The sequence below is a fragment of the Caballeronia mineralivorans PML1(12) genome (genome assembly GCF_001028175.1).
Classification (GTDB): Bacteria; Pseudomonadota; Gammaproteobacteria; order Burkholderiales; family Burkholderiaceae; genus Caballeronia; species Caballeronia mineralivorans.
Genome location: NZ_AEJF01000163.1, coordinates 1 through 17,344 on the forward strand (window position 1 = coordinate 1; position 17,344 = coordinate 17,344).

Annotated in this window: 18 protein-coding genes; 7 read left to right on the forward strand and 11 right to left on the reverse strand. The window is 61.1% G+C overall.

Annotation, left to right across the window (positions count from 1 at the left end):
• The 3 genes from gspL to EOS_RS26945 all read left to right on the forward strand — a co-directional run.
• A partial coding sequence (gene gspL, locus EOS_RS26935; RefSeq protein ID WP_047895243.1) for a type II secretion system protein GspL occupies positions 1–1,155 on the forward strand: 1,155 nt, incomplete at its 5' end.
• The gene (gspM, locus tag EOS_RS26940) at positions 1,152–1,655 is read left to right on the forward strand and encodes a type II secretion system protein GspM (RefSeq protein WP_047895244.1); all 504 of its coding nucleotides are present in this window, start codon (positions 1,152–1,154) and stop codon (positions 1,653–1,655) included. The genes gspL and gspM, both read left to right, overlap by 4 nt.
• Positions 1,652–2,440, forward strand: a complete 789-nt coding sequence (locus tag EOS_RS26945; RefSeq protein WP_047895245.1) for a type II secretion system protein N — start codon at positions 1,652–1,654, stop codon at positions 2,438–2,440. The genes gspM and EOS_RS26945 overlap by 4 nt, the downstream gene beginning before the upstream one ends.
• Before the next feature lie 61 nt (positions 2,441–2,501).
• Here the strand turns inward: EOS_RS26945 and EOS_RS26950 are convergent, their stop codons facing one another.
• The 6 genes from EOS_RS26950 to ada all read right to left on the reverse strand — a co-directional run bounded on the left by EOS_RS26950 (position 2,502) and on the right by ada (position 9,944).
• Complete coding sequence (locus EOS_RS26950) at positions 2,502–4,055, reverse strand: efflux transporter outer membrane subunit (RefSeq protein WP_047895246.1); 1,554 nt, start codon at positions 4,053–4,055, stop codon at positions 2,502–2,504.
• Positions 4,056–4,286: 231 nt separating this feature from the next.
• On the reverse strand, positions 4,287–4,544 hold the full coding sequence (locus EOS_RS26955) for a hypothetical protein (protein WP_053064067.1): 258 nt from the start codon (positions 4,542–4,544) through the stop codon (positions 4,287–4,289).
• A gap of 587 nt (positions 4,545–5,131) precedes the next feature.
• Positions 5,132–5,713 carry a hypothetical protein gene (locus EOS_RS26960; RefSeq protein ID WP_407639185.1) on the reverse strand — a complete coding sequence of 194 codons (582 nt, stop codon included), beginning with the start codon at positions 5,711–5,713 and terminating at the stop codon, positions 5,132–5,134.
• Between the two features lie 240 nt (positions 5,714–5,953).
• Positions 5,954–7,573 (reverse strand): glutamate--cysteine ligase, encoded by a 1,620-nt coding sequence (gshA, locus tag EOS_RS26965; protein WP_047895247.1) that lies wholly within the window; start codon positions 7,571–7,573, stop codon positions 5,954–5,956.
• A gap of 228 nt (positions 7,574–7,801) precedes the next feature.
• Positions 7,802–8,716 (reverse strand): DNA-3-methyladenine glycosylase family protein, encoded by a 915-nt coding sequence (locus EOS_RS26970; protein WP_047895248.1) that lies wholly within the window; start codon positions 8,714–8,716, stop codon positions 7,802–7,804.
• A gap of 118 nt (positions 8,717–8,834) precedes the next feature.
• Positions 8,835–9,944, reverse strand: a complete 1,110-nt coding sequence (gene ada / locus EOS_RS26975) for a bifunctional DNA-binding transcriptional regulator/O6-methylguanine-DNA methyltransferase Ada (RefSeq protein WP_047895249.1) — start codon at positions 9,942–9,944, stop codon at positions 8,835–8,837.
• Between the two features lie 401 nt (positions 9,945–10,345).
• On the opposite strand from ada, the gene EOS_RS26980 reads away from it, so the two are divergent.
• Positions 10,346–10,780, forward strand: a complete 435-nt coding sequence (locus EOS_RS26980) for a VOC family protein (protein WP_047895250.1) — start codon at positions 10,346–10,348, stop codon at positions 10,778–10,780.
• Here the strand turns inward: EOS_RS26980 and EOS_RS26985 are convergent.
• Both EOS_RS26985 and sap1 read right to left on the reverse strand, forming a co-directional pair.
• Positions 10,761–11,312, reverse strand: coding sequence for a YaeQ family protein (locus EOS_RS26985; RefSeq protein ID WP_047895251.1), 552 nt, complete (start codon positions 11,310–11,312; stop codon positions 10,761–10,763). The two genes, EOS_RS26980 and EOS_RS26985, sit on opposite strands and share 20 nt — an antisense overlap.
• A gap of 368 nt (positions 11,313–11,680) precedes the next feature.
• A complete protein-coding gene (gene sap1, locus EOS_RS26990; protein WP_047895252.1) occupies positions 11,681–12,025 on the reverse strand; it encodes a surface attachment protein Sap1 in 345 nt (114 codons plus the stop codon).
• Positions 12,026–12,567: 542 nt separating this feature from the next.
• Here sap1 and EOS_RS26995 point away from each other — a divergent pair.
• Complete coding sequence (locus EOS_RS26995) at positions 12,568–13,194, forward strand: LysE family translocator (protein WP_047895253.1); 627 nt, start codon at positions 12,568–12,570, stop codon at positions 13,192–13,194.
• 98 nt (positions 13,195–13,292) lie between these two features.
• Here the strand turns inward: EOS_RS26995 and EOS_RS47185 are convergent, their stop codons facing one another.
• Positions 13,293–13,430, reverse strand: a complete 138-nt coding sequence (locus EOS_RS47185) for a hypothetical protein (protein ID WP_160312534.1) — start codon at positions 13,428–13,430, stop codon at positions 13,293–13,295.
• A 212-nt stretch (positions 13,431–13,642) separates the two neighbouring features.
• A complete protein-coding gene (locus EOS_RS46455; protein ID WP_152693180.1) occupies positions 13,643–13,840 on the reverse strand; it encodes a hypothetical protein in 198 nt (65 codons plus the stop codon).
• Between the two features lie 515 nt (positions 13,841–14,355).
• Here EOS_RS46455 and EOS_RS27000 point away from each other — a divergent pair.
• Together EOS_RS27000 and EOS_RS27005 are read left to right on the forward strand one after the other, a co-directional pair.
• A complete protein-coding gene (locus tag EOS_RS27000) occupies positions 14,356–14,580 on the forward strand; it encodes a hypothetical protein (RefSeq protein WP_152693181.1) in 225 nt (74 codons plus the stop codon).
• 582 nt (positions 14,581–15,162) lie between these two features.
• Positions 15,163–15,810 (forward strand): hypothetical protein, encoded by a 648-nt coding sequence (locus tag EOS_RS27005; protein WP_047895254.1) that lies wholly within the window; start codon positions 15,163–15,165, stop codon positions 15,808–15,810.
• A gap of 116 nt (positions 15,811–15,926) precedes the next feature.
• Here EOS_RS27005 and mnmE read toward each other — a convergent pair whose 3' ends face one another.
• A complete protein-coding gene (mnmE, locus tag EOS_RS27010) occupies positions 15,927–17,315 on the reverse strand; it encodes a tRNA uridine-5-carboxymethylaminomethyl(34) synthesis GTPase MnmE (RefSeq protein WP_047895306.1) in 1,389 nt (462 codons plus the stop codon).
• Positions 17,316–17,344 lie beyond the last annotated feature (29 nt).

The window sequence follows — 17,344 nt, forward strand, 5'->3', positions numbered from 1 at the left end:
GCGAGCGCGACGGTGCTGATCGTCGCCGCGCGCGACCTGTTGCTGACCGCCGCGCAGATGCCACCGCTAAAAGGGCCGCGCTTGCGCCAGGCCTTGCCCAACGTGGTCGAGGATCAGTTGATCCAGGACCCGCAGACCTGCCATATTGCCGTCGACCCGGTCGCGCTCGCGAGCGGCCGGCGCGTACTGGCGGTGATCGATCGCGGCTGGTTCCGCTTTGTGCTCGAGGCGTTTGCGAACAAGGGGCATCGGAACGTGAAGGCGGTGCCGGCCATGCGCTGCCTGCCGCGGCATGAAAGCGCCGCCGATATCCCCGATCCGTTTGTCGCCGGTGTGCTGGGCGATGTGCTCGCGACCGCGCCGGCGCTGCTGGGCGGCGATACGCTCCGGCCACCGGAGAGTGCCACCTCGCGTGTCGAGGTTGCGATTGCGCGGGGCGAGCACGCGGCGCTGGGCGAAGGTCTTGCGATTCCCGCCGATGCCGTGACGTCCACGCTCAACGCGCTGGCAGGCGCACAACCGATAACGCTATACGCCCTGCGCGACGTCCCCGGTGCCGAGCCGCGCCTGGCCTCGGCCCGCTCCGCCATTCCCGATGCACAGCCGCTGACGTTCGAAACCCTCGCACGCAACGCGCTCGCGAACCATTTCGACTTGTGCCAGTTCGAGTTCGCCGCGCAGCCGTGGCGGCTCGACCGCGCGACCATGCGGCGCTTGAGAGTGCCGGTGGCACTGCTGGCCGGGGCGCTCGTGGTATCGATGATCGGTGTCAACATCCAGTGGATGCAGCTCGCCCGGCAACGCGACGCGATCAATGCGCAGATGACCGAAACGCTCCTCAATACATTCCCGAAAACGACGGTCGTGCTCGATGCGCCGGACCAGATGTCGCGTCAGCTCGACCGCTTGCGGTTGGTTTCGGGACAACTGTCGCCATCCGATTTCCTTTCTCTCGCCGATGCCCTCGCTCGTGCGCTCGGCCCGATTCCGGTGAACGGCATCGCGGGGCTGGATTACCACGACAGGCGGCTCGAGGTGACCTTCAAGCCGGAAACCAAAGTGGATCCTGGCTTGCAGAGACGTTTGGCAGCGAATGGGCTGGCGGGCGCTATCGACAGCAATACCGGCAAGTGGTCCATCAGGAGCGCCCAATGAAACAGCTCATCATCGACACTTGGGGCGAGTTCTGGAACGCGCGTACCCAGCGTGAAAAAACCATCCTGATGTGGGGCTGTCTGGTAGCGGCGATCGCGCTGGTGTATCTGGTGCTGTGGGCGCCCGCGTATGAAGGCCGCGCCCGGCTGCGCAACACGCTGCCCGCCATGCAGCGCCAGCTCGCGCAGATGACCGCGCAAGCCAACGAGGCACGATCGCTGGCAGGCGGCGGGCAGGGCGTCACGCCGACCGGCGGCGCGTTGCGCGACGCGCTGGCGAAGTCTCTCGCCGATAACAACATGCCCCCTGCGCAAGTTCAGGTGGTCGGCTCGGCCGTGCAGATCCAGTTGAAGAACGCGTCGTTCCCGGCGTGGACGGTGTGGCTCGACGACGCTAGGAAGCAGTTCAAGGTGCAGGTGAGCGAGGCGCACATCACGGCGCTTAAACCCGACGGCCAGGTTGATCTGACGGCATCGCTGCAACCGGCCCAGGCGCAATGAACTACGGCTTGCGGCGGTTTCTCGCGGCCTGGCCATGGCTCGCGGTGGCGGTGGTATCGGTGCTCGTCACGCTGGCCGTCATGCTGCCCGCCGCGTGGATCGTGCCGCAATTCGCGAAGGCGACGGGCGGTCACGTGAATCTCGTCGATCCGGCCGGTTCGCTCTGGAAGGGCTCGGCCACGCTCATGCTCGCGACCGGTGGCGGTGCGGGCGGCGGCGATGGCGCGACGCTGCTGCCGGGACGGGTCGAGTGGCGCACGGCGTTCTGGCCATTGTTCAGCGGCCGCGCACGGATGGAGATGCGCCAAACGGATGCGATGCCTGACGCCGTTTTCGTCGATGCCGGTCTGTCCGGTTCGACCGTCTCGCCGGGCACGATCGCCGTGCCGGCAAGTCTGCTTACGGGTCTGGGCGCGCCGTTCAACACGCTGAACATGGATGGCAATGTCCGGCTGACATGGACCGAATTGCGCATGCTCGGGCACAACACGTATGGGCAGGTGATTGTGACGCTCGACGACATGGCGTCAAGCGTGTCGCGTGTGAAGCCGCTGGGGTCGTATCGCGTGGTGTTTCAGGCGGAAGGCCAGGCGGGCACGATCGAGCTGACGACATCGCGCGGACCGTTGCTGCTGAGCGGACAAGGGACGGTGTCGCAGGCATCGAGCGCGTTCAACGGCGTGGCGACGTCCGCGCCGGAGGCACGCGAGAATCTGGCGGGATTGTTGAACCTGCTCGGCAGGCACACGGGACCGGATACCGTCGAGCTGACCTTCGGCCGGTGAGCACGGCGGCCTTATTGCCGCTGGTTGCGGAGTCACCGAAGGCATTCCTGCCCGGCGCGTCTTATTCTTTCGCTGCGCCGCCGTTCGTTGCCGCAACGGTCGACGACGAACCCCGTGCGGGATTTAAAGCGGCGCTTGGCCCCTTCAAAACAACGCCACTCGCCGGAACCGGCGCGGCTGCACGGCCTGTTTCCTGATCGATTTGCGCGGTGTCCCAGCCGCCGCCGAGCGACTTGATCAATCCCACCGACGACACCATCCGCTGTCCCGCGATACTCGCCAGCTTCTGCTCGGCGGTGAACGCCGTAGCCTGCGCGGTGAGCACGCTGATGAATCCGACCGTGCCCGACTTGTACTGATTGGTCACGATGGCCAGCGCCTGCTGCGCCGACGCCACCGCCTGCTCCTGGACCACCACCTCGTTCGCCAGGATTCTCTGCGACGCCAGATTGTCCTCGACGTCCTGGAACGCGCTCAGTATCGTCTGCCGGTACGTTGCCACCGCCGAGTCATACGCCGCGCGCGCCGCTTCGGTCTGTGCGATCCGCAGGCCGCCATCGAAGATATTTGCCGCGAGACTCGGCCCGAGCGTCCAGAAGCGCGACGGCGCGCTCAGCAATTGCGACAGCACGGAGTTCTGAAAACCGCCGCTTGCCGAGAACGTCAGCGTGGGAAAAAACGCAGCGATCGTCACGCCGATCTGTTCGTTGGCCGCCGCCGCCTTGCGCTCGGCGGAAGCGACGTCAGGCCGTCGTTCGAGGATGGCTGAGGGCATTTCCAGCGGAACCTCGGGCGGCGTGGCGTCGAGCGGCGAAGAAGCGATGGAGAACGTCGACGCCGGCTCGCCGACCAGCGCGGCGATTGCGTGTTCGAATTGCGCGCGTGCGACGCCGTTATCGATGGCTGCCGCTTGCGCCGACAGCAATTGCGTTTGCGCCTGGATCACGTCCGAGCGCGCGGCCGTGCCTTGGGCGTACTGATTCTGCGTGAGTTGCAGCGTGCGCTGATAGGCGGCGACGGTATTGTCGAGGAGCCTTTGCTGCGCGTCCAGCGCGCGCAACTGGAAGTAAGTCTGCGCAAGCGTTCCCTGGGCCGAGAGCCGCGCGTTGGCGAGATCCGCCGCAGCACTTTGTTCGCCGGCCTTTTGCGCGCCGACCGTGCGGCTGACGGTGCCCCACAAATCGGGTTCCCACGATGCATTGAGGCCAAGGTCGAAGTTATTGCTGACCGAGCTGCCGCTCGTGCGGCTGGAGGAACCCGCCCGCGTGCCCGTTGCCGTTACGCCCAGTGTGGGGAAATACGACGCGCGTGCTTCGGCGACCAGTGCCCGCGCTTGCCGGTACACCGCGGCAAATTGAGCGATGGTCTGATTCGACGCATTCAGCCGCGTTTCGAGGTCATTGAGCTGCGGGTCGTTATAAATGGTCCACCAGTTCCCACGATCCACCCGGTCCGCGGGTTGCGCGACTTTCCAGCCTTCCGGCGCCTCTTTGTAAGCCGCGGGAATGGCGGCCTCGGGGCGTTTGTAGTTCGGACCAACGGCGCAACCTGCCAGCGCCAGCACGAGGACGATAGCGGATTTGCGAGGAAAGACGGGGATTCGGGTGAACGGCATCTGCTCTGGATTCCTGTCGGAGATTGCGCACGTCGACGCGCCGTGAAGCACCTCTTGCAACCGGTCCGAAATGGTAACTGAACCCGCATGAAGGGCGGGCGTTGGGCAGGCGTTAGGGTAACGGCTTGAAAGGAAGCTGAGTGTTACTCGCCGCGCGGATTCGGTTACGGGTCGTTACGCAAAGCATCAGGCGATGCGAAAACGTAGCGCGATGAACGGGCGGCACGGGCTTCAGGCGTCGCAGTGTTTCGGCGAGCGGAGCAGCGCGGTCTTGGCGGGTGCGGGGTCGGCGGCTTTGCGCGTGCGCCGGTTTTCGAACCACGCGGCGCCCAGCACGACAAACGATCCACCCGGCAGCAAGAACACAATCACGTACAGCGCCAGCTTCCAGGAGCTCAAATTCGGCGGCAGGACGTGCACTAAGGCGGCAGTTAGTGAGTGGCCGAAGCGTCGGCCGAGCAGGCGGGTGGTTTGGGCAGCGCGGTTCATCGGGTACATCCATTTACGCATCGAATGTTTCGATGCTTTCAGTCGGTCAGAACATGGTCTCGGGTGGCGCAGTCGCGCGTAACTCGTTGCTTAGAATAATATTGACTATGCAATCGTTTTTCAAGATGCGTTCTTGATCAAATTTTCGCGGTGTTGTTTTTAGGTCGTGATGGCGTGGAGACTGGGCGCGTGGACTTTCGTCGTCTGGCGGATCGGGTGTGTCGTTCTCGCTTTGGGTCTTTCGCGGCAGATGCTTTTCGCGTTTGGATCGGAGATGCCGTGGATGAGTGTCACGCGTTCTTCGAGCGCTTCGTGGCCGTTTTTCGCCGGGTAATGAAGGGAGTCTGTTACGGCTTGCAGCCATTGTTTCGCTGGAATAAAACAATGCCTATGCAAGTGTTTTAGCTATTGCACCGATAGTGCGGAGCCTGTCGATGCACTCAATAGTATGTAGCCGCCACATTTTCGCCATGGCCGGCAGTTTGCGCGTGTTGCGTGACATATTGCGTGACATGACAACGAAGGCCGCGTTTGCGGACGAAAGCGCACGAAAACGCGGCCTTCTACCATCAGCAATCCCGGCAAACTTATTCTGGCGTCAGGCTCTGGCCCGACTGACCCGGCTGATTCTGGAGCGTAGGCGGCATAGGCTGAACCGGCATGGCGGGCGGGATCGGTTTGGACGCTGGGGCAGGAGAAACCGGCGGCAAGGTGTTGCTCGATGCCGTCGCGCCAATCTGCGAAGGCCGGCCGCGCACGAACTGCTTGAAGTCCGCGCCGGCTTTCCACGGATTCGGCTCGCAGCCCAGCATGTTGTCGCAATGGGCGGCAAAACCGACCGTCGCCGTGCCTTCGTTGCTCGGGGTCTTCGTAATCTGGTACGCCAGCGCGCGTTTGCCGCCGGACGGGCCGTCGGTCTGGATGATCGAGTCGGTGACGGTCTGCAGCTTGTATTCGGAGTGGTTGATCACCCAGACCTGAGCACGCGCCCACCAGGCGTCACATTCGGCCTTGTTCGTGCACGTGAGCGGCGCGGTGGCCTGCTCCATGGTCTCGCCGGCGATCTGGCCGGTTGTCGAGCAGCCTGCCAGCAGGGCGATGGCGGCCACGATCGTACTCATCGCCGTCGCCGTGGCGAAACCCGTGCTTTTCAGCAGGTTTCTTCTCATTTTTCTTCCTCTCCTTGATGTGTGTCTGGGCCGGCCTGTCGCACCTGGCCAGTCGTCCATCGGTCCGGTTTAGCTGATGCGTCGCTAATTTCAGACCCGACACGCGTGCGAGCGTTTCCGCGCGTTGCGCACTGTTTCAAAACAAGTAAGGGTTGCCGCTGCTGACACGATGCGGCGAGGAAAAAGCTGCTGGTTTGGCAGAGCGTCAGCGCGAGAGCCGACGCCCTGCCGGATCACATTTCACACACTAATGCGGTTCAACGTGTAAGCGCGATATGCGCCGACGAATGCATCGAAGGAGCCCGATTCATCGCGTTCGATTCTTGCCTGATCATCCAGCGACTTTGCCGCAAGCGCCATCATTTCGCGCTCGGTTTCAGCGCTAAGCGGACGACGACGGAAGTAATCGGCGTGCTGTGTGCTGAGTTCCAGCGCGAATGTGTTGAAGCTTTGATGCCGCTCGCGCATGGTGTCGAGTACGCGTGCGGACGGCGTCAGCGAGACATCGGCGAGGCGCGCGCGCTGGGCCTTCAGGGCGGTCATGTGTTCATCGATACCATGCAGCGCGTCGAGCGCTTGCGCCACTGGCTCAATGGCGTCGAGCAATGAATCGGCCCAGCCGTGCATGGAGACTTCACGGCCATCGCGTGCCAGCGTCAGGCCCGGCTTGCGCCCTTGCTTCGTGATGCGCGCGAAGTTTTCGTTGGCCTCCTCGTTGGCGGCGCGCGGCAACAGCGGGCTGTCTTCAATCGCGCAATACAGCAAGTACGCGTCCATGAAGCGCGTGGTCTCAAGCGAGATTCCGGTCGGCTCGAACGGGTTGATATCGAGGCAACGTACTTCGATGTATTGCACGCCACGCGACGACAACGCATGCAACGGCCGCTCGCCGGGCTGCGTGATGCGCTTCGGCCGGATGGTCGAGTAGAACTCGTTCTCGATCTGCAGCACGTTCGTGTTGATCTGCACCCATTCGCCGTCGCGCTGCGTGCCCATGGCTTCATACGGCGGATACGGCTCGCTGACCGCTTTCGCGAGCACGTCGAGATAACCGTCGAGCGTGTCGTAGCTCGGCAGCAGCGCGGATTGCGCCGGATTGTTCGTATAGCCGAGATCGCTCATCCGCAGGCTGGTGGCGTACGGCAGATAACGCGTGGTGGCGTCGAAGGTCTCGAGCGTGTTCGGGCGGCCGCGCAGGAACTGCTCGTTGAGCGCAGGCGATGCGCCGAACAAATACATCAGCAGCCAGCTCGTGCGGCGGAAATTGCGGATCAGCGCGAAATATCGTTCGGACTGGAAATCGACGGCTGGCACGGCGCTGCGGTTATCGAGCGCGGCCCACGCGCGCCACACGTCTTCGTGCAGCGAATAGTTGTAGTGAATCCCGGCGATGCACTGCATGGTACGGCCGTATCGCAGCGACAAACCGCGCCGGTAGACATGCTTCAACATGCCGATATTCGATGTGCCATACCAGCCGATCGGGATGTCCTGATCGGCGGGAAGCATGCCGGGCATGGAGTCGTTCCAGAGCAGTTCATTGCCGAGATGAGCGTAGGAGAAGCGATGCAGATCGTCGAGTTGTTCAAGCGTGCGCGCGACGTCGTGCTCCGCTGGCGTAATCAGTTCGATCAGCGCTTCGGAGTAGTCCGTGGTGATGAGCGGATGCGTGAGCGCCGAGCCGAATGCGCGCGGATGTGGCGTGGTGGCGAGCGCGCCGTCGCGCGTCACGCGCAAGCTCTCCCGCTCGATGCCACGCAACCCCTGACGCAATGCAGCGCCGTTCGGGCCGGAGCTCAGCGCAGATAAGCGGCGCAGGAAAGCGCCGCTGGAGGGGGATGCGAAATTCGTATTTGCCATTGCTGCGACGTTTGCGATTGAGCGCCGAACCGAATGCGCCGAACCAGATTTTTTAGGTAGCGGGCACTTTAACATCTCAGTGTAAGACGTGCTTGAAGCCTTGCCGGATAAGGGTTTGCGCGAATTTCCGGGGTGTTTGAGCGGGCCTTCGGGCAGTAGGGTTTTTCGATGGGCGATGCGGGGTTGGCGGTTCGGCTGCGTAAGCACCGGTGTGAGGGGCGCTTAACGTCACCCGCCTTTCGCCGATCCAGCCCGATCCGCGATCTCGTTCCACACGTGCAGCGCGGCGTACGCCCGATAGGGCCGCCACGCCTCAGCGCGGGCGCGCAACGCCGCCGCTTTCGCCATCGACGGATCGCGCGCTATCAGCGCCTGCATCAGGATCAGGTCGGTGCCGGGCCACGCGTCGGCATCGCGTAATGCACGCATCGCGACGTATTCCACCGTCCATGGTCCGATACCCGGCATCGCCAGCAATGCGGCCCGCAGTTCGGCGCGATCGGCGTGCGGATCGTCAAGCGGCAGCGCGCCCGCGGCGACCTCACGCGCGAAACCCTGCAACGCGGCCACGCGTTTGCCCGGCATGCCGATCTTCTGCAGATCGACCGCGGCGAGTGCGGCGGGCGTGGGGAAACGCCAGGCCGTACCGGGATGAGGGTGATCGGTGAGCGGCGTGCCGGCGCGCTCGACGAGCCTTCCTACTATCGTCGATGCCGCCTTCACGCTGACCTGCTGGCCGACTATCGCGCGCACGACCAGCTCGAAGCCGGACCACGCGCCGGGTACGCGCAGACCCGGCACGGCGCGTGTGAGCGGCGCGAACCACGGATCGCGGCCGAGATGAGCGCAGATGGCGGGCGCGTCGGCCTGAAGATCGAACATGCGCGCCAGATGCTCGCCGATTGCTTTCGCGTGGCGGCTCGCCGCGCCTTCGAGCGTCGCGACGAGACAGGGTTTGGCCACGTGCCGCGTGACGCTGAGCGTGCCGGAGTCGCCAAGCCATTCGATTGCGCGACGATACGCACCATCCTCCACGGCTTCGACGCCGAGCGTGGCGCGCCCCGCGAAAAATCGCAGGACGCGGGGCCAATCGTAGGGTTCGACGTAGGGCAGCTCGAGCCGGGTGAGTTTGGCTTGGGGCAATTTATTAGGCGAGTTCGAAAGCAGAGGGGATCGGGCGCTCAGGATGCTAAAAGGACGCTAATAGGATGCTAATCGGCATCGTAGCGTTTCACGTAACGTCGATGCCGAACTAGCCCCATCAACTCAAAACCCCCGCACCGACGGCCTCGAGCGGCGCCTCCTCCCGATGCTCCTTTTCCGCCGATAACAACGCAACTTTGCGCGCGGTGCCCCACCGATACCCCGCCAGCGCGCCATCCTTATGCACCACGCGATGACACGGAATAGCGAGCGCCACCGGATTCGATGCACACGCATTCGCCACCGCCCGCACCGCGCGCGGTGAACCGAGCGTCTCGGCGATATCGGTATAACTGCGCGTCTGGCCGTACGGAATCCTCTGCAGGGCGTCCCAGACGCGCTGTTGAAATGCTGTCGCGCTGATATCGAGCGGGAGGTCGAAGTGCTCGCGCGTGCCGCGCAAATAGGCATCGATCTGCGCGATAAACGGCGCGAGCCGCTCCTTGTCCTCGATCCGTTTAGCCTCGGACAACTCCTGCGCCAGGTCCGCTTCCAGCGTGGCCGGGTCATCGCCGAAAGCGATCTTGCAGATGCCCTTGGCGGTCGCGGCGACCAGCACGATTCCGAGCGCCGTCTGCGCCGTCGCGTAATGCACGATCAACCCCGCTCCCTTGCGTCGATAAATCGACGGCGTCATCCCCAGTTCGGCGGGCGCAGCCTCATACATCCGCGATGTCGAACCGAAGCCGGCGTCGTGGGTAGCGCGCGTCACGTCATCGCCACGTTGAAGCGCGCCGCGCAGTGCATCGGCACGGCGAGCGGCCTGATATTGCCGCGGCGACACGCCGACAACACGCGAAAAGAGCCGCTGCAAATGAAACGGGCTGACATGCACGGCGTTGCTCAATTGCGCGAGGGTGAGGCGCTGTTGCGGATCGGCATCGAGCACTTTGCACGCCCGTTCGACGATCGCCAGCTCGCGCGACAAACTGCCCGGCTGACACCGCTTGCATGCCCGATATCCGGCGGATTCGGCTTGTTGCGGGGTATCGAAGAATTCGACGTTTTCACGGCGCGGCGGCCGCGACGCACACGATGGGCGGCAGAACACGCCTGTTGTGCGAACAGCGTAAAAGAACGTGCCGTCGGCGCTCGAATCGCGGCCGGACACGGCGTTCCAACGGGTTTCATCGCTGGAAAAAGTGGCGGTACTTTGTTCGGGTTTCATCACAATCCTCGGTTTGCGAAGGGTACGTGACTACTTTAGAGGTGTACGTCTATTGGTACGCGCCGGTTCTTGCTCTGTCATTTCGGTCCTTGGCGGTCCTTGGATGACGGGCATGTGAACACATAAACAAATGACGCACAGATGCGACACATCACCACCATAGGGGTTTTTACTACGATAAGTGTTGCAACGTACCAATCCACTGTGTAAGATCGGAACTGTCTCCTCCATGTCTCCTCCTGATATGGATTCAGCCCGCTCCGCAACGAGCGGGCTTTTTTTCGTCCGTAGGCTGTGTAGCCCTGTGTGGCGGGGCTGTTTCGCAACACGCGCTAAACTTTAAACTGGACTTTTGCGCGGATTTACTAGTCGCCATTACGCTAAAAAACCGGAGACACGCGATGCAAATACCCATCCGCGAGATTGATCACGTGGTGATTCGCTGCGCGAACCTTGATGCCATGGTCGATTTTTATAAGACGGTGCTGGGCTGCCCGGTGGAGAAGGAGCAGCGTGAGCTCGGACTCGTGCAGATGCGCGCGGGGCGCTCGCTGATCGATCTGCTGGCCGTGGGCGCGAAGATCGACCGGCCGGAAAGCGGCACGCCGGGCGCGGGAAATAACATGGATCACGTGTGCCTGCGCGTGGAACCGTTCGATGCCGCCGCGTTGCGCGCACATCTGCTTGAGAACGGCGTGCGCCTGGGGGAAGAGGCCCGTCGATACGGCGCCGAAGGCTTCGGCCCGTCGCTCTATTTCTTCGATCCGGAAGGCAATCTCATTGAACTGAAAGGCCCGCCGGACGCGCTGAGTGGCATCAGCGCGGCGTTCCCTTGAAAACGCTCCAGTCGATAGCGACCGGATCGACGCTCGCGCTACCGAGCGACGCCTCGCCGTCCTGCACCGTGCATTGAAGCCGCATCGTGCGTTCGGCCAGCGCGCCGAGCGCCGCGGCCACGCCGTCCGTGAGCGACCATACGGTCACGTTTTGCATCCGTTCGACCTTCGCCTTGACGCCCTGCCACCAGATCTCCGACGCCCGGCCGCCATAGGCGATCACGATCACCCGGTCCGCGCGTCCGCTCGCCTTCGCGATGCGCCGTTCCTCGGGCTGGCCGACTTCAATCCATGTTTCGATTTGTCCGGTCAGATCCTTCTGCCAGAGATCGGGTTCGTCGGTGTCGGACAGGCCCTTGGTGAATTCGAGGCGTTCGCTGGCGAATAATGCGAACGCGGCCACACGCACCATCATCCGGTCGTCGGTTTCGGACGGATGCCGGGCGATCGTCAGCGCGTGGTCGCCGTAGTAGTGCCGATCCATGTCGGCGATTTGCAGCTCAGCTTTGTAGATTGTGGATTTAAGGGCCATGCAACACCGGAGGGCCTTTTGAGAGGCCGGAAAAGGGGAATTTTGACGGATGTTCACGCGGCACCGCTACTCGCTGACGCATTCCCAATCACATTCGACGACGTTCGACGCGTGATGATACCGAACGCGTTCGTTCGTTGCGGGGAATCGCTTGGTGGAGGGTGTGGTTGGCTGGAAACCGGCGAAGCGATGGCGGCTCAGATGCGGGCTTAAGCCTGAATGTGCGAGCGCGCAGGATCGTCCTGGACGAAACGTGAAACCGACGCGGCGGAGGTAAATAAATCTCGCCGGGAGATAATCAAGCGATCAGATAATCGGCGGTTTTGCGCCGCCGTGATCCGTTGAAACCCTGATTCGTGTGCGAAAATTCACTGCTTAATAAATCGGTCGGCGGTCCACATGCCTTGTGTATCGCTGTTCGCCGCGTTCACAAATTCGACATCGTGTCCGACAACACGCAGTACGCGGAAATGAGCGTTTTCCGGTGTGGACAGGCATTGAAACCCGGTGAAGAACTCTTGCATTTTCTGTTGCTCGCCGGCTTGGGCGTGCTGATCGGCGGAATCGAATTTGTCCTTCGATAAACAGCCGTACGAATTAGGCATGAAACTGAACGTTTGCTGCGGCTGGATCACCTTGTCCTGGGCATGAACCGTGGTGATCGCGGCGAATAAGCCGATCATCGCGAAACCAGCAATGGCGTGCTTTTTCATCTATAGCCTCCATGCAACTATTTCTCGGGATTTAGCTATGTATTCAGTGACTAGTTATTAATCTGCAGCGTTTATCCTAGACGAGAATTTGCAAGAGGCAAGCACAACTTGTGTGCGTGCGCAACAAGACAGATTGTCGCAGATGGGTTTTCTGGATTAAGCGGCTTTAACAGCGCGGCACGCTAATAAAAATCGTCAATGATGCAGCGCAAACCAAAAAGGCAATAAAAGATGCCCGGTTCGCTGGAACCGGGCATTCAACCTCACGAATGAGGGGAGGAGACACTGAGATTACCGGGCCTGATCGCGGGTCAAAACCCGCTTAATTCTAAGCAGAAATTGTGCCGAACGCACAAACCCGATACATCAACGCAATTTCGCAGACGAAGTCGTTTCGAGTCAGACACGTGGTGCGTGCAACCGCTCTTTCGCGGCGGCGCCTACGCGCGTGGCTTCCAGTGTTTGCTTCCAGTGTTTTTTACGCGACGTCTTGTCAGAGGCGCATCTTCGTGGATTAATCGACGCTTCCCACAGGAGCTCTCATGACCCTCACTCAATGGCTGCCATTCGCGATCGCCTCCGCCATCCTCGTTGCCATTCCCGGACCGACAGTGTTGCTGGTCGTCTCGTACGCGCTCGGCCACGGCCGCAAATATGCGCTCGCCACAACCGCTGGCGTTGCGTTGGGCGACCTCACGTCGATGAGCGCCTCCATGCTCGGGCTTGGCGTATTGCTCGCGGCATCGGCGGAATTGTTCATGGTGTTGAAATGGGTGGGCGCGGCCTATCTCGTCTACCTGGGCATCAAGTTGTGGCGTGCGCCGGTGATGGATACCGACGCCGTCCAGGCCCCTACCGAATTGCGCACTGGGCGGATTGTCGCTCACGCGTACGCAGTGACCACGCTCAATCCGAAGAGCATTATTTTCTTCATCGCTTTCCTGCCGCAGTTCATTAATCCACATGTCGCGAGCATTTCGCAGATTGCGATCATGGAGGCAACGTTCGTTGGCCTGGCTGCGGCTAATGCGTTTGGATACGCGATGCTCGCATCGGTCGCGCGACGGGCGATTCGCCGGCCGGCCGTGCAGCGGACGGTGAATCGGACTGGCGGCGCGCTCTTGATGGGCGCGGGCGTATTTGCGGCCGCGTGGAAAAAGGCGGTGTAGGGCTTGGATGAGCGGCGCTTGCTTGGTTAGTTAGCGGCCTGAGGTTGACTCAGGCCGCTGCAGCGGCGCCATCCTGCGCGCGGCACACGACGCAAGATTTACGAACCAAGCCATCCTAGCCACGCGGCGGTTCGCCACAACCCGGCAATGATGATCACGGCCGCGATGGTGGCCAAAGCTATCTGTCTGCGGCAGCGAGTTGCCCGCTCGTCGTCGAGATCCTTCGGATTCGCCATTTTGGGCTCCTGCGCGGTTCCTCTTCTGGAATCGTACATCAAGGAGCGACCAATCCTTTCCAGCGTTACCCTGATGCCGACTGCCTGATGGCAAGACGATACAGGTATTGCTCGCCGATTCTGGCAAGCAATATTTTCGCCACGCAGACTTTCCCGGAAGGGGATATTCGGATATCGATATTGCCGACTGACCCCTGCACGCGTTTTTACTCTCAACGCTCAGGTGATGACGATTCCGGTGCAACCGTCATTAACCCGCGTATTTTTTGTCGTAACTGAATCACGTCTTCGCTGATGAAAGGCACCTGTTCCGTGTACGCGCAACGAATCACGTATGCGAGAACAGGTTCGATTTGACGCAGCAGTGCAGTGGCAGATTGCTCGGTTAAAGGGGGGGATATTTCTTGCACGATTAAGGCTCCTACATGAACGAACAGTGCTGATGCTCAATTATCAGCGAGACAGTAACGGCGGTTGCGTTGCAAGAAATTACCGTCGGTTATCGTGCGTTCTGTTGTTACATGTCGTTGCCAGGCGGTTCGGATAGGGCGCCTGGAAGCTGGTAAGGGTAAGAAATTGATGTCCGGTCCGGCGAGGACCTCAGAAGCATGGGCTGGACCTCTGTTGAATCGACCCTCACGTTCGAGTGTCTGGACGCTACCGATCCAGCCTACGTCCGACTCAACCTGCATGACATTGTGCCGAATGGTAATTCGGCACTGAACAGAAATACTTCTGGTCGTTGAGATCGGTAAATATCACTCGTGAGATATTGACGCATCTGAAAGCGATTAAGAATTTGAGCCGCGAAGGGCTTATCGTTTCCGGGAAAATTTAGGTCGCAATCAACTCGGAAGAGAAATCGATTGCACTTTTGTATTACCATAGGATAATAAAAGTATTGGCGCAGACGCGGGAGGCTTGCATGCCAACTCTACTCGATATGGATATCGAACATGTCCGGACCGCAGTGCTGCAATCGTGTAACGAGAATTACACCAACCCGCTTTTAACACCACCGTATTGGCGTCGACGGCTGGTCGAGATTATGCGGTTAAATCATTTGTCAAAAGCTCAGTTGAACCAGGTCGATGCGCTTCTCGCCGTTCTTGATCGCTTCGACTCCGAGCACGATCTGAGCGTCGCGTGACGCAGGAACACTTCGACCACGCGTCAGCAGGTCTCGGCTTGCTGGATTTCCACGCCATGGTGAATGTGTCACCAGTGATCGACTCAAGCAATTTCGCAGGGCCATAACTCGCGCGGGTTTCTCCGCCGCGTTCGCGAACTTCACGAATTTTCACGAGAACTTCCTACACCCACCGCGGTATTTCCCGGGGGCAACACGCGCCGCTCCAAGCTCACCTTGTCCCGCGAGTTGCGAAGTACCTCCCGGTCGGCCCCGCCGCGGATGAGCGTCTTTTGCCTGTCGACCTCTGCGTGTGATTCGAATCGCCTTGAGGTCGGGCGGCAAAAAAACACGCCCCGGGTTTGACGCCTTCCTCGACGATCTCAATCGCTTCGGTGCATTGCAGAGCACTAGGATTCAGTGCGAATTGACATTACAACATTCCAACATTTAATACATGTTCACTTTTCATGCCTTACGATTTGTTTGTAATAATTCGTTACATTTGGCGGGGATGTTGAATTCCTACGATGCCGCGCGAGTACTCCGGTCGCCACCAGCCGATCTGCCGGGCAATGAATTATGTAGGGGACACATCGAAAAATGCTAAACAGCACTCCGGCCTTGACTGCTCCTTTGACGCCTGCGGTCCAGCACTTGGTCGATGCGGCAGTTCATCGCAGTGTCTCGGACACGACAAAGAAAAATGGCTACATGCGCTGCGCCGACTACGCGATCGTCGGCGCACGCGTGCTTGCACTGCTGACACACCTAGCTTATCGGCCGATTGCAGGCGGCGAGGTGATGGATTTTGGCGGTCGCGATTTGTTTGTATTGTGTTCGCCCCGCGAGCGTCGCCGCAACGCAAAGCATCTCTCTCAACTATCCCGGTACCATTGCTGGATCGAGGCCGAGCATGCACAGGCTGACGGAGCATCGAGGACGGAGGTCATCGACTTCACGGTGCGGCACAATCATTTAGTCGCACGCGAGGTGGGGCGGCCATTCACACGCGCCGACCAGCGCTTCCTGTGGGTTTGGGAAGACGAGGATATTGTGGCGCCTGAGCTTCGTGACCATCCCGCATTCTCGAAGCAAGGTCCGCGTTGGCGATGGGAAGAACGCGACTGTACCAATCTGCTGCACGCGTATGAAAAGGAGCGACCGCACTATTTCAACCGTCAAGTTTCCCAAGCCTTGAATCTGTTGGCGGATCAAGTCGAAAATGGCGAACCGTTGATCCAATACTAAAGGCGCCGCCTGCGAAACATCCTACCTATAGACAGGGCAGAGGGGCACATCTGAGCACTCTGCTCGCCGTTGCCCCGCAAGCCAGTACGCTTTTTTAGACGTCCTTGGGCAGCGCACTACTTTCCAATACAAAACCGGCTGAAAATCACGCCCAAAAGATCGTCGGAACTAAATTCCCCGGTGATCGAATTCAGCTGATCTTGCGCGAGCCGTAACTCTTCGGCGAACAAATCGAGTGCTTGTGAATTCTGGTCCGCGTGATCAGCGGCGGTTGCGAGGTGCTCGCGTGCCGCACGCAACGCGATCAGATGCCGCTCGCGCGCCAAGTAAATGCTTTCGGCGCCCGCTTGCCAGCCGGCAATCTGCAGTAACTCGCTACGCAATAACGCGATGCCGTCGCCCGTTTTCGCCGATAAACGCACTTCACGCACGTCATCGCGGGCCATTTCCGCCGATGCCTGCACGCCCGCCAGATCCGTCTTGTTCAGCACACGCACGACCGGTACGCCCGCGGGGAAACGTGCGGCGATGGCGACATCGTCGGCACTCAATGCCTCGCGCGCATCGAGCAGATGGAGCACGACATCCGCGCGGCCGATTTCACCCCACGTCCGCTCGATACCGATCCGCTCCACCTCATCCTGCGTTTCGCGTAGTCCGGCGGTATCGATGACATGTAGCGGAATACCTTCGATCTGAATGGTCTGCGTGACCTTGTCGCGCGTGGTGCCGGCGATCGGCGTGACGATAGCGAGCTCCGCGCCGGCCAGCGCGTTCAGCAACGACGATTTGCCCACGTTCGGCTGCCCCGCGAGCACGACCGACAGGCCCTCGCGCAATAGCGCGCCCTGACGAGCATCGGCCAGCACCTTGTCCAGCCGTGCCCGGATGCGGGCGAGCTTGCCGCGGGCATCGGCGGCCTCCAGGAAATCGATCTCTTCCTCGGGGAAATCGAGCGTCGCCTCAACCAGCATGCGCAACGTGATCACGTCCTCGACGAGCACGTGGATTTCACGCGAAAAAGCGCCATCGAGTGAGCGGCCCGCCGAGCGTGCCGCTGCTTCGGTGCTCGCCTCGATCAAGTCGGCGACGGCTTCGGCCTGAGCCAAATCGAGCTTGTCGTTGAGGAAGGCGCGACGCGTGAATTCGCCCGGTTCGGCCAGCCGCAAACCGAACTCACGACCGGTATCGATCGCACGCTGTAACAGCAGTTGCAGCACGATCGGACCACCGTGTCCCTGCAACTCGAGCACGTGTTCGCCGGTGTAGGAATTCGGCGCGGGGAAATACATCGCGATACCGCGATCGAGCGCCTCGCCGCGCGCATCGATGAACGGCACGTAGCTCGCGTGCCGCGCTTCGAGCAACTGGCCGCACAGCGTGAGCATTGCGTGTTTCGCCGCTGCTTCGCCCGCCCGCCCGAACGACAGCCGGATCACGCCGATACCCCCGCGCCCTGGCGCAGTGGCAATCGCGACGATCGGATCGGAGTCGTTGTTGGACATGGTTTTTTCGAGCGAAACGCTAGTGAATT

Bases quoted from the DNA above. Each gene is read 5' to 3' on its own strand.
- EOS_RS27000 (WP_152693181.1), top strand. From the start codon at position 14,356: ATGCCAACTCTACTCGATATGGATATCGAACATGTCCGGACCGCAGTG.
- EOS_RS26955 (WP_053064067.1), bottom strand. From the start codon at position 4,544: ATGAACCGCGCTGCCCAAACCACCCGCCTGCTCGGCCGACGCTTCGGC.
- gspM (WP_047895244.1), top strand. From the start codon at position 1,152: ATGAAACAGCTCATCATCGACACTTGGGGCGAGTTCTGGAACGCGCGT.
- EOS_RS26950 (WP_047895246.1), bottom strand. From the start codon at position 4,055: ATGCCGTTCACCCGAATCCCCGTCTTTCCTCGCAAATCCGCTATCGTC.
- EOS_RS26995 (WP_047895253.1), top strand. From the start codon at position 12,568: ATGACCCTCACTCAATGGCTGCCATTCGCGATCGCCTCCGCCATCCTC.
- sap1 (WP_047895252.1), bottom strand. From the start codon at position 12,025: ATGAAAAAGCACGCCATTGCTGGTTTCGCGATGATCGGCTTATTCGCC.
- EOS_RS26980 (WP_047895250.1), top strand. From the start codon at position 10,346: ATGCAAATACCCATCCGCGAGATTGATCACGTGGTGATTCGCTGCGCG.
- EOS_RS26945 (WP_047895245.1), top strand. From the start codon at position 1,652: ATGAACTACGGCTTGCGGCGGTTTCTCGCGGCCTGGCCATGGCTCGCG.
- EOS_RS27005 (WP_047895254.1), top strand. From the start codon at position 15,163: ATGCTAAACAGCACTCCGGCCTTGACTGCTCCTTTGACGCCTGCGGTC.
- EOS_RS47185 (WP_160312534.1), bottom strand. From the start codon at position 13,430: ATGGCGAATCCGAAGGATCTCGACGACGAGCGGGCAACTCGCTGCCGC.
- ada (WP_047895249.1), bottom strand. From the start codon at position 9,944: ATGAAACCCGAACAAAGTACCGCCACTTTTTCCAGCGATGAAACCCGT.
- gshA (WP_047895247.1), bottom strand. From the start codon at position 7,573: ATGGCAAATACGAATTTCGCATCCCCCTCCAGCGGCGCTTTCCTGCGC.
- EOS_RS26985 (WP_047895251.1), bottom strand. From the start codon at position 11,312: ATGGCCCTTAAATCCACAATCTACAAAGCTGAGCTGCAAATCGCCGAC.
- EOS_RS26960 (WP_407639185.1), bottom strand. From the start codon at position 5,713: ATGAGAAGAAACCTGCTGAAAAGCACGGGTTTCGCCACGGCGACGGCG.
- mnmE (WP_047895306.1), bottom strand. From the start codon at position 17,315: ATGTCCAACAACGACTCCGATCCGATCGTCGCGATTGCCACTGCGCCA.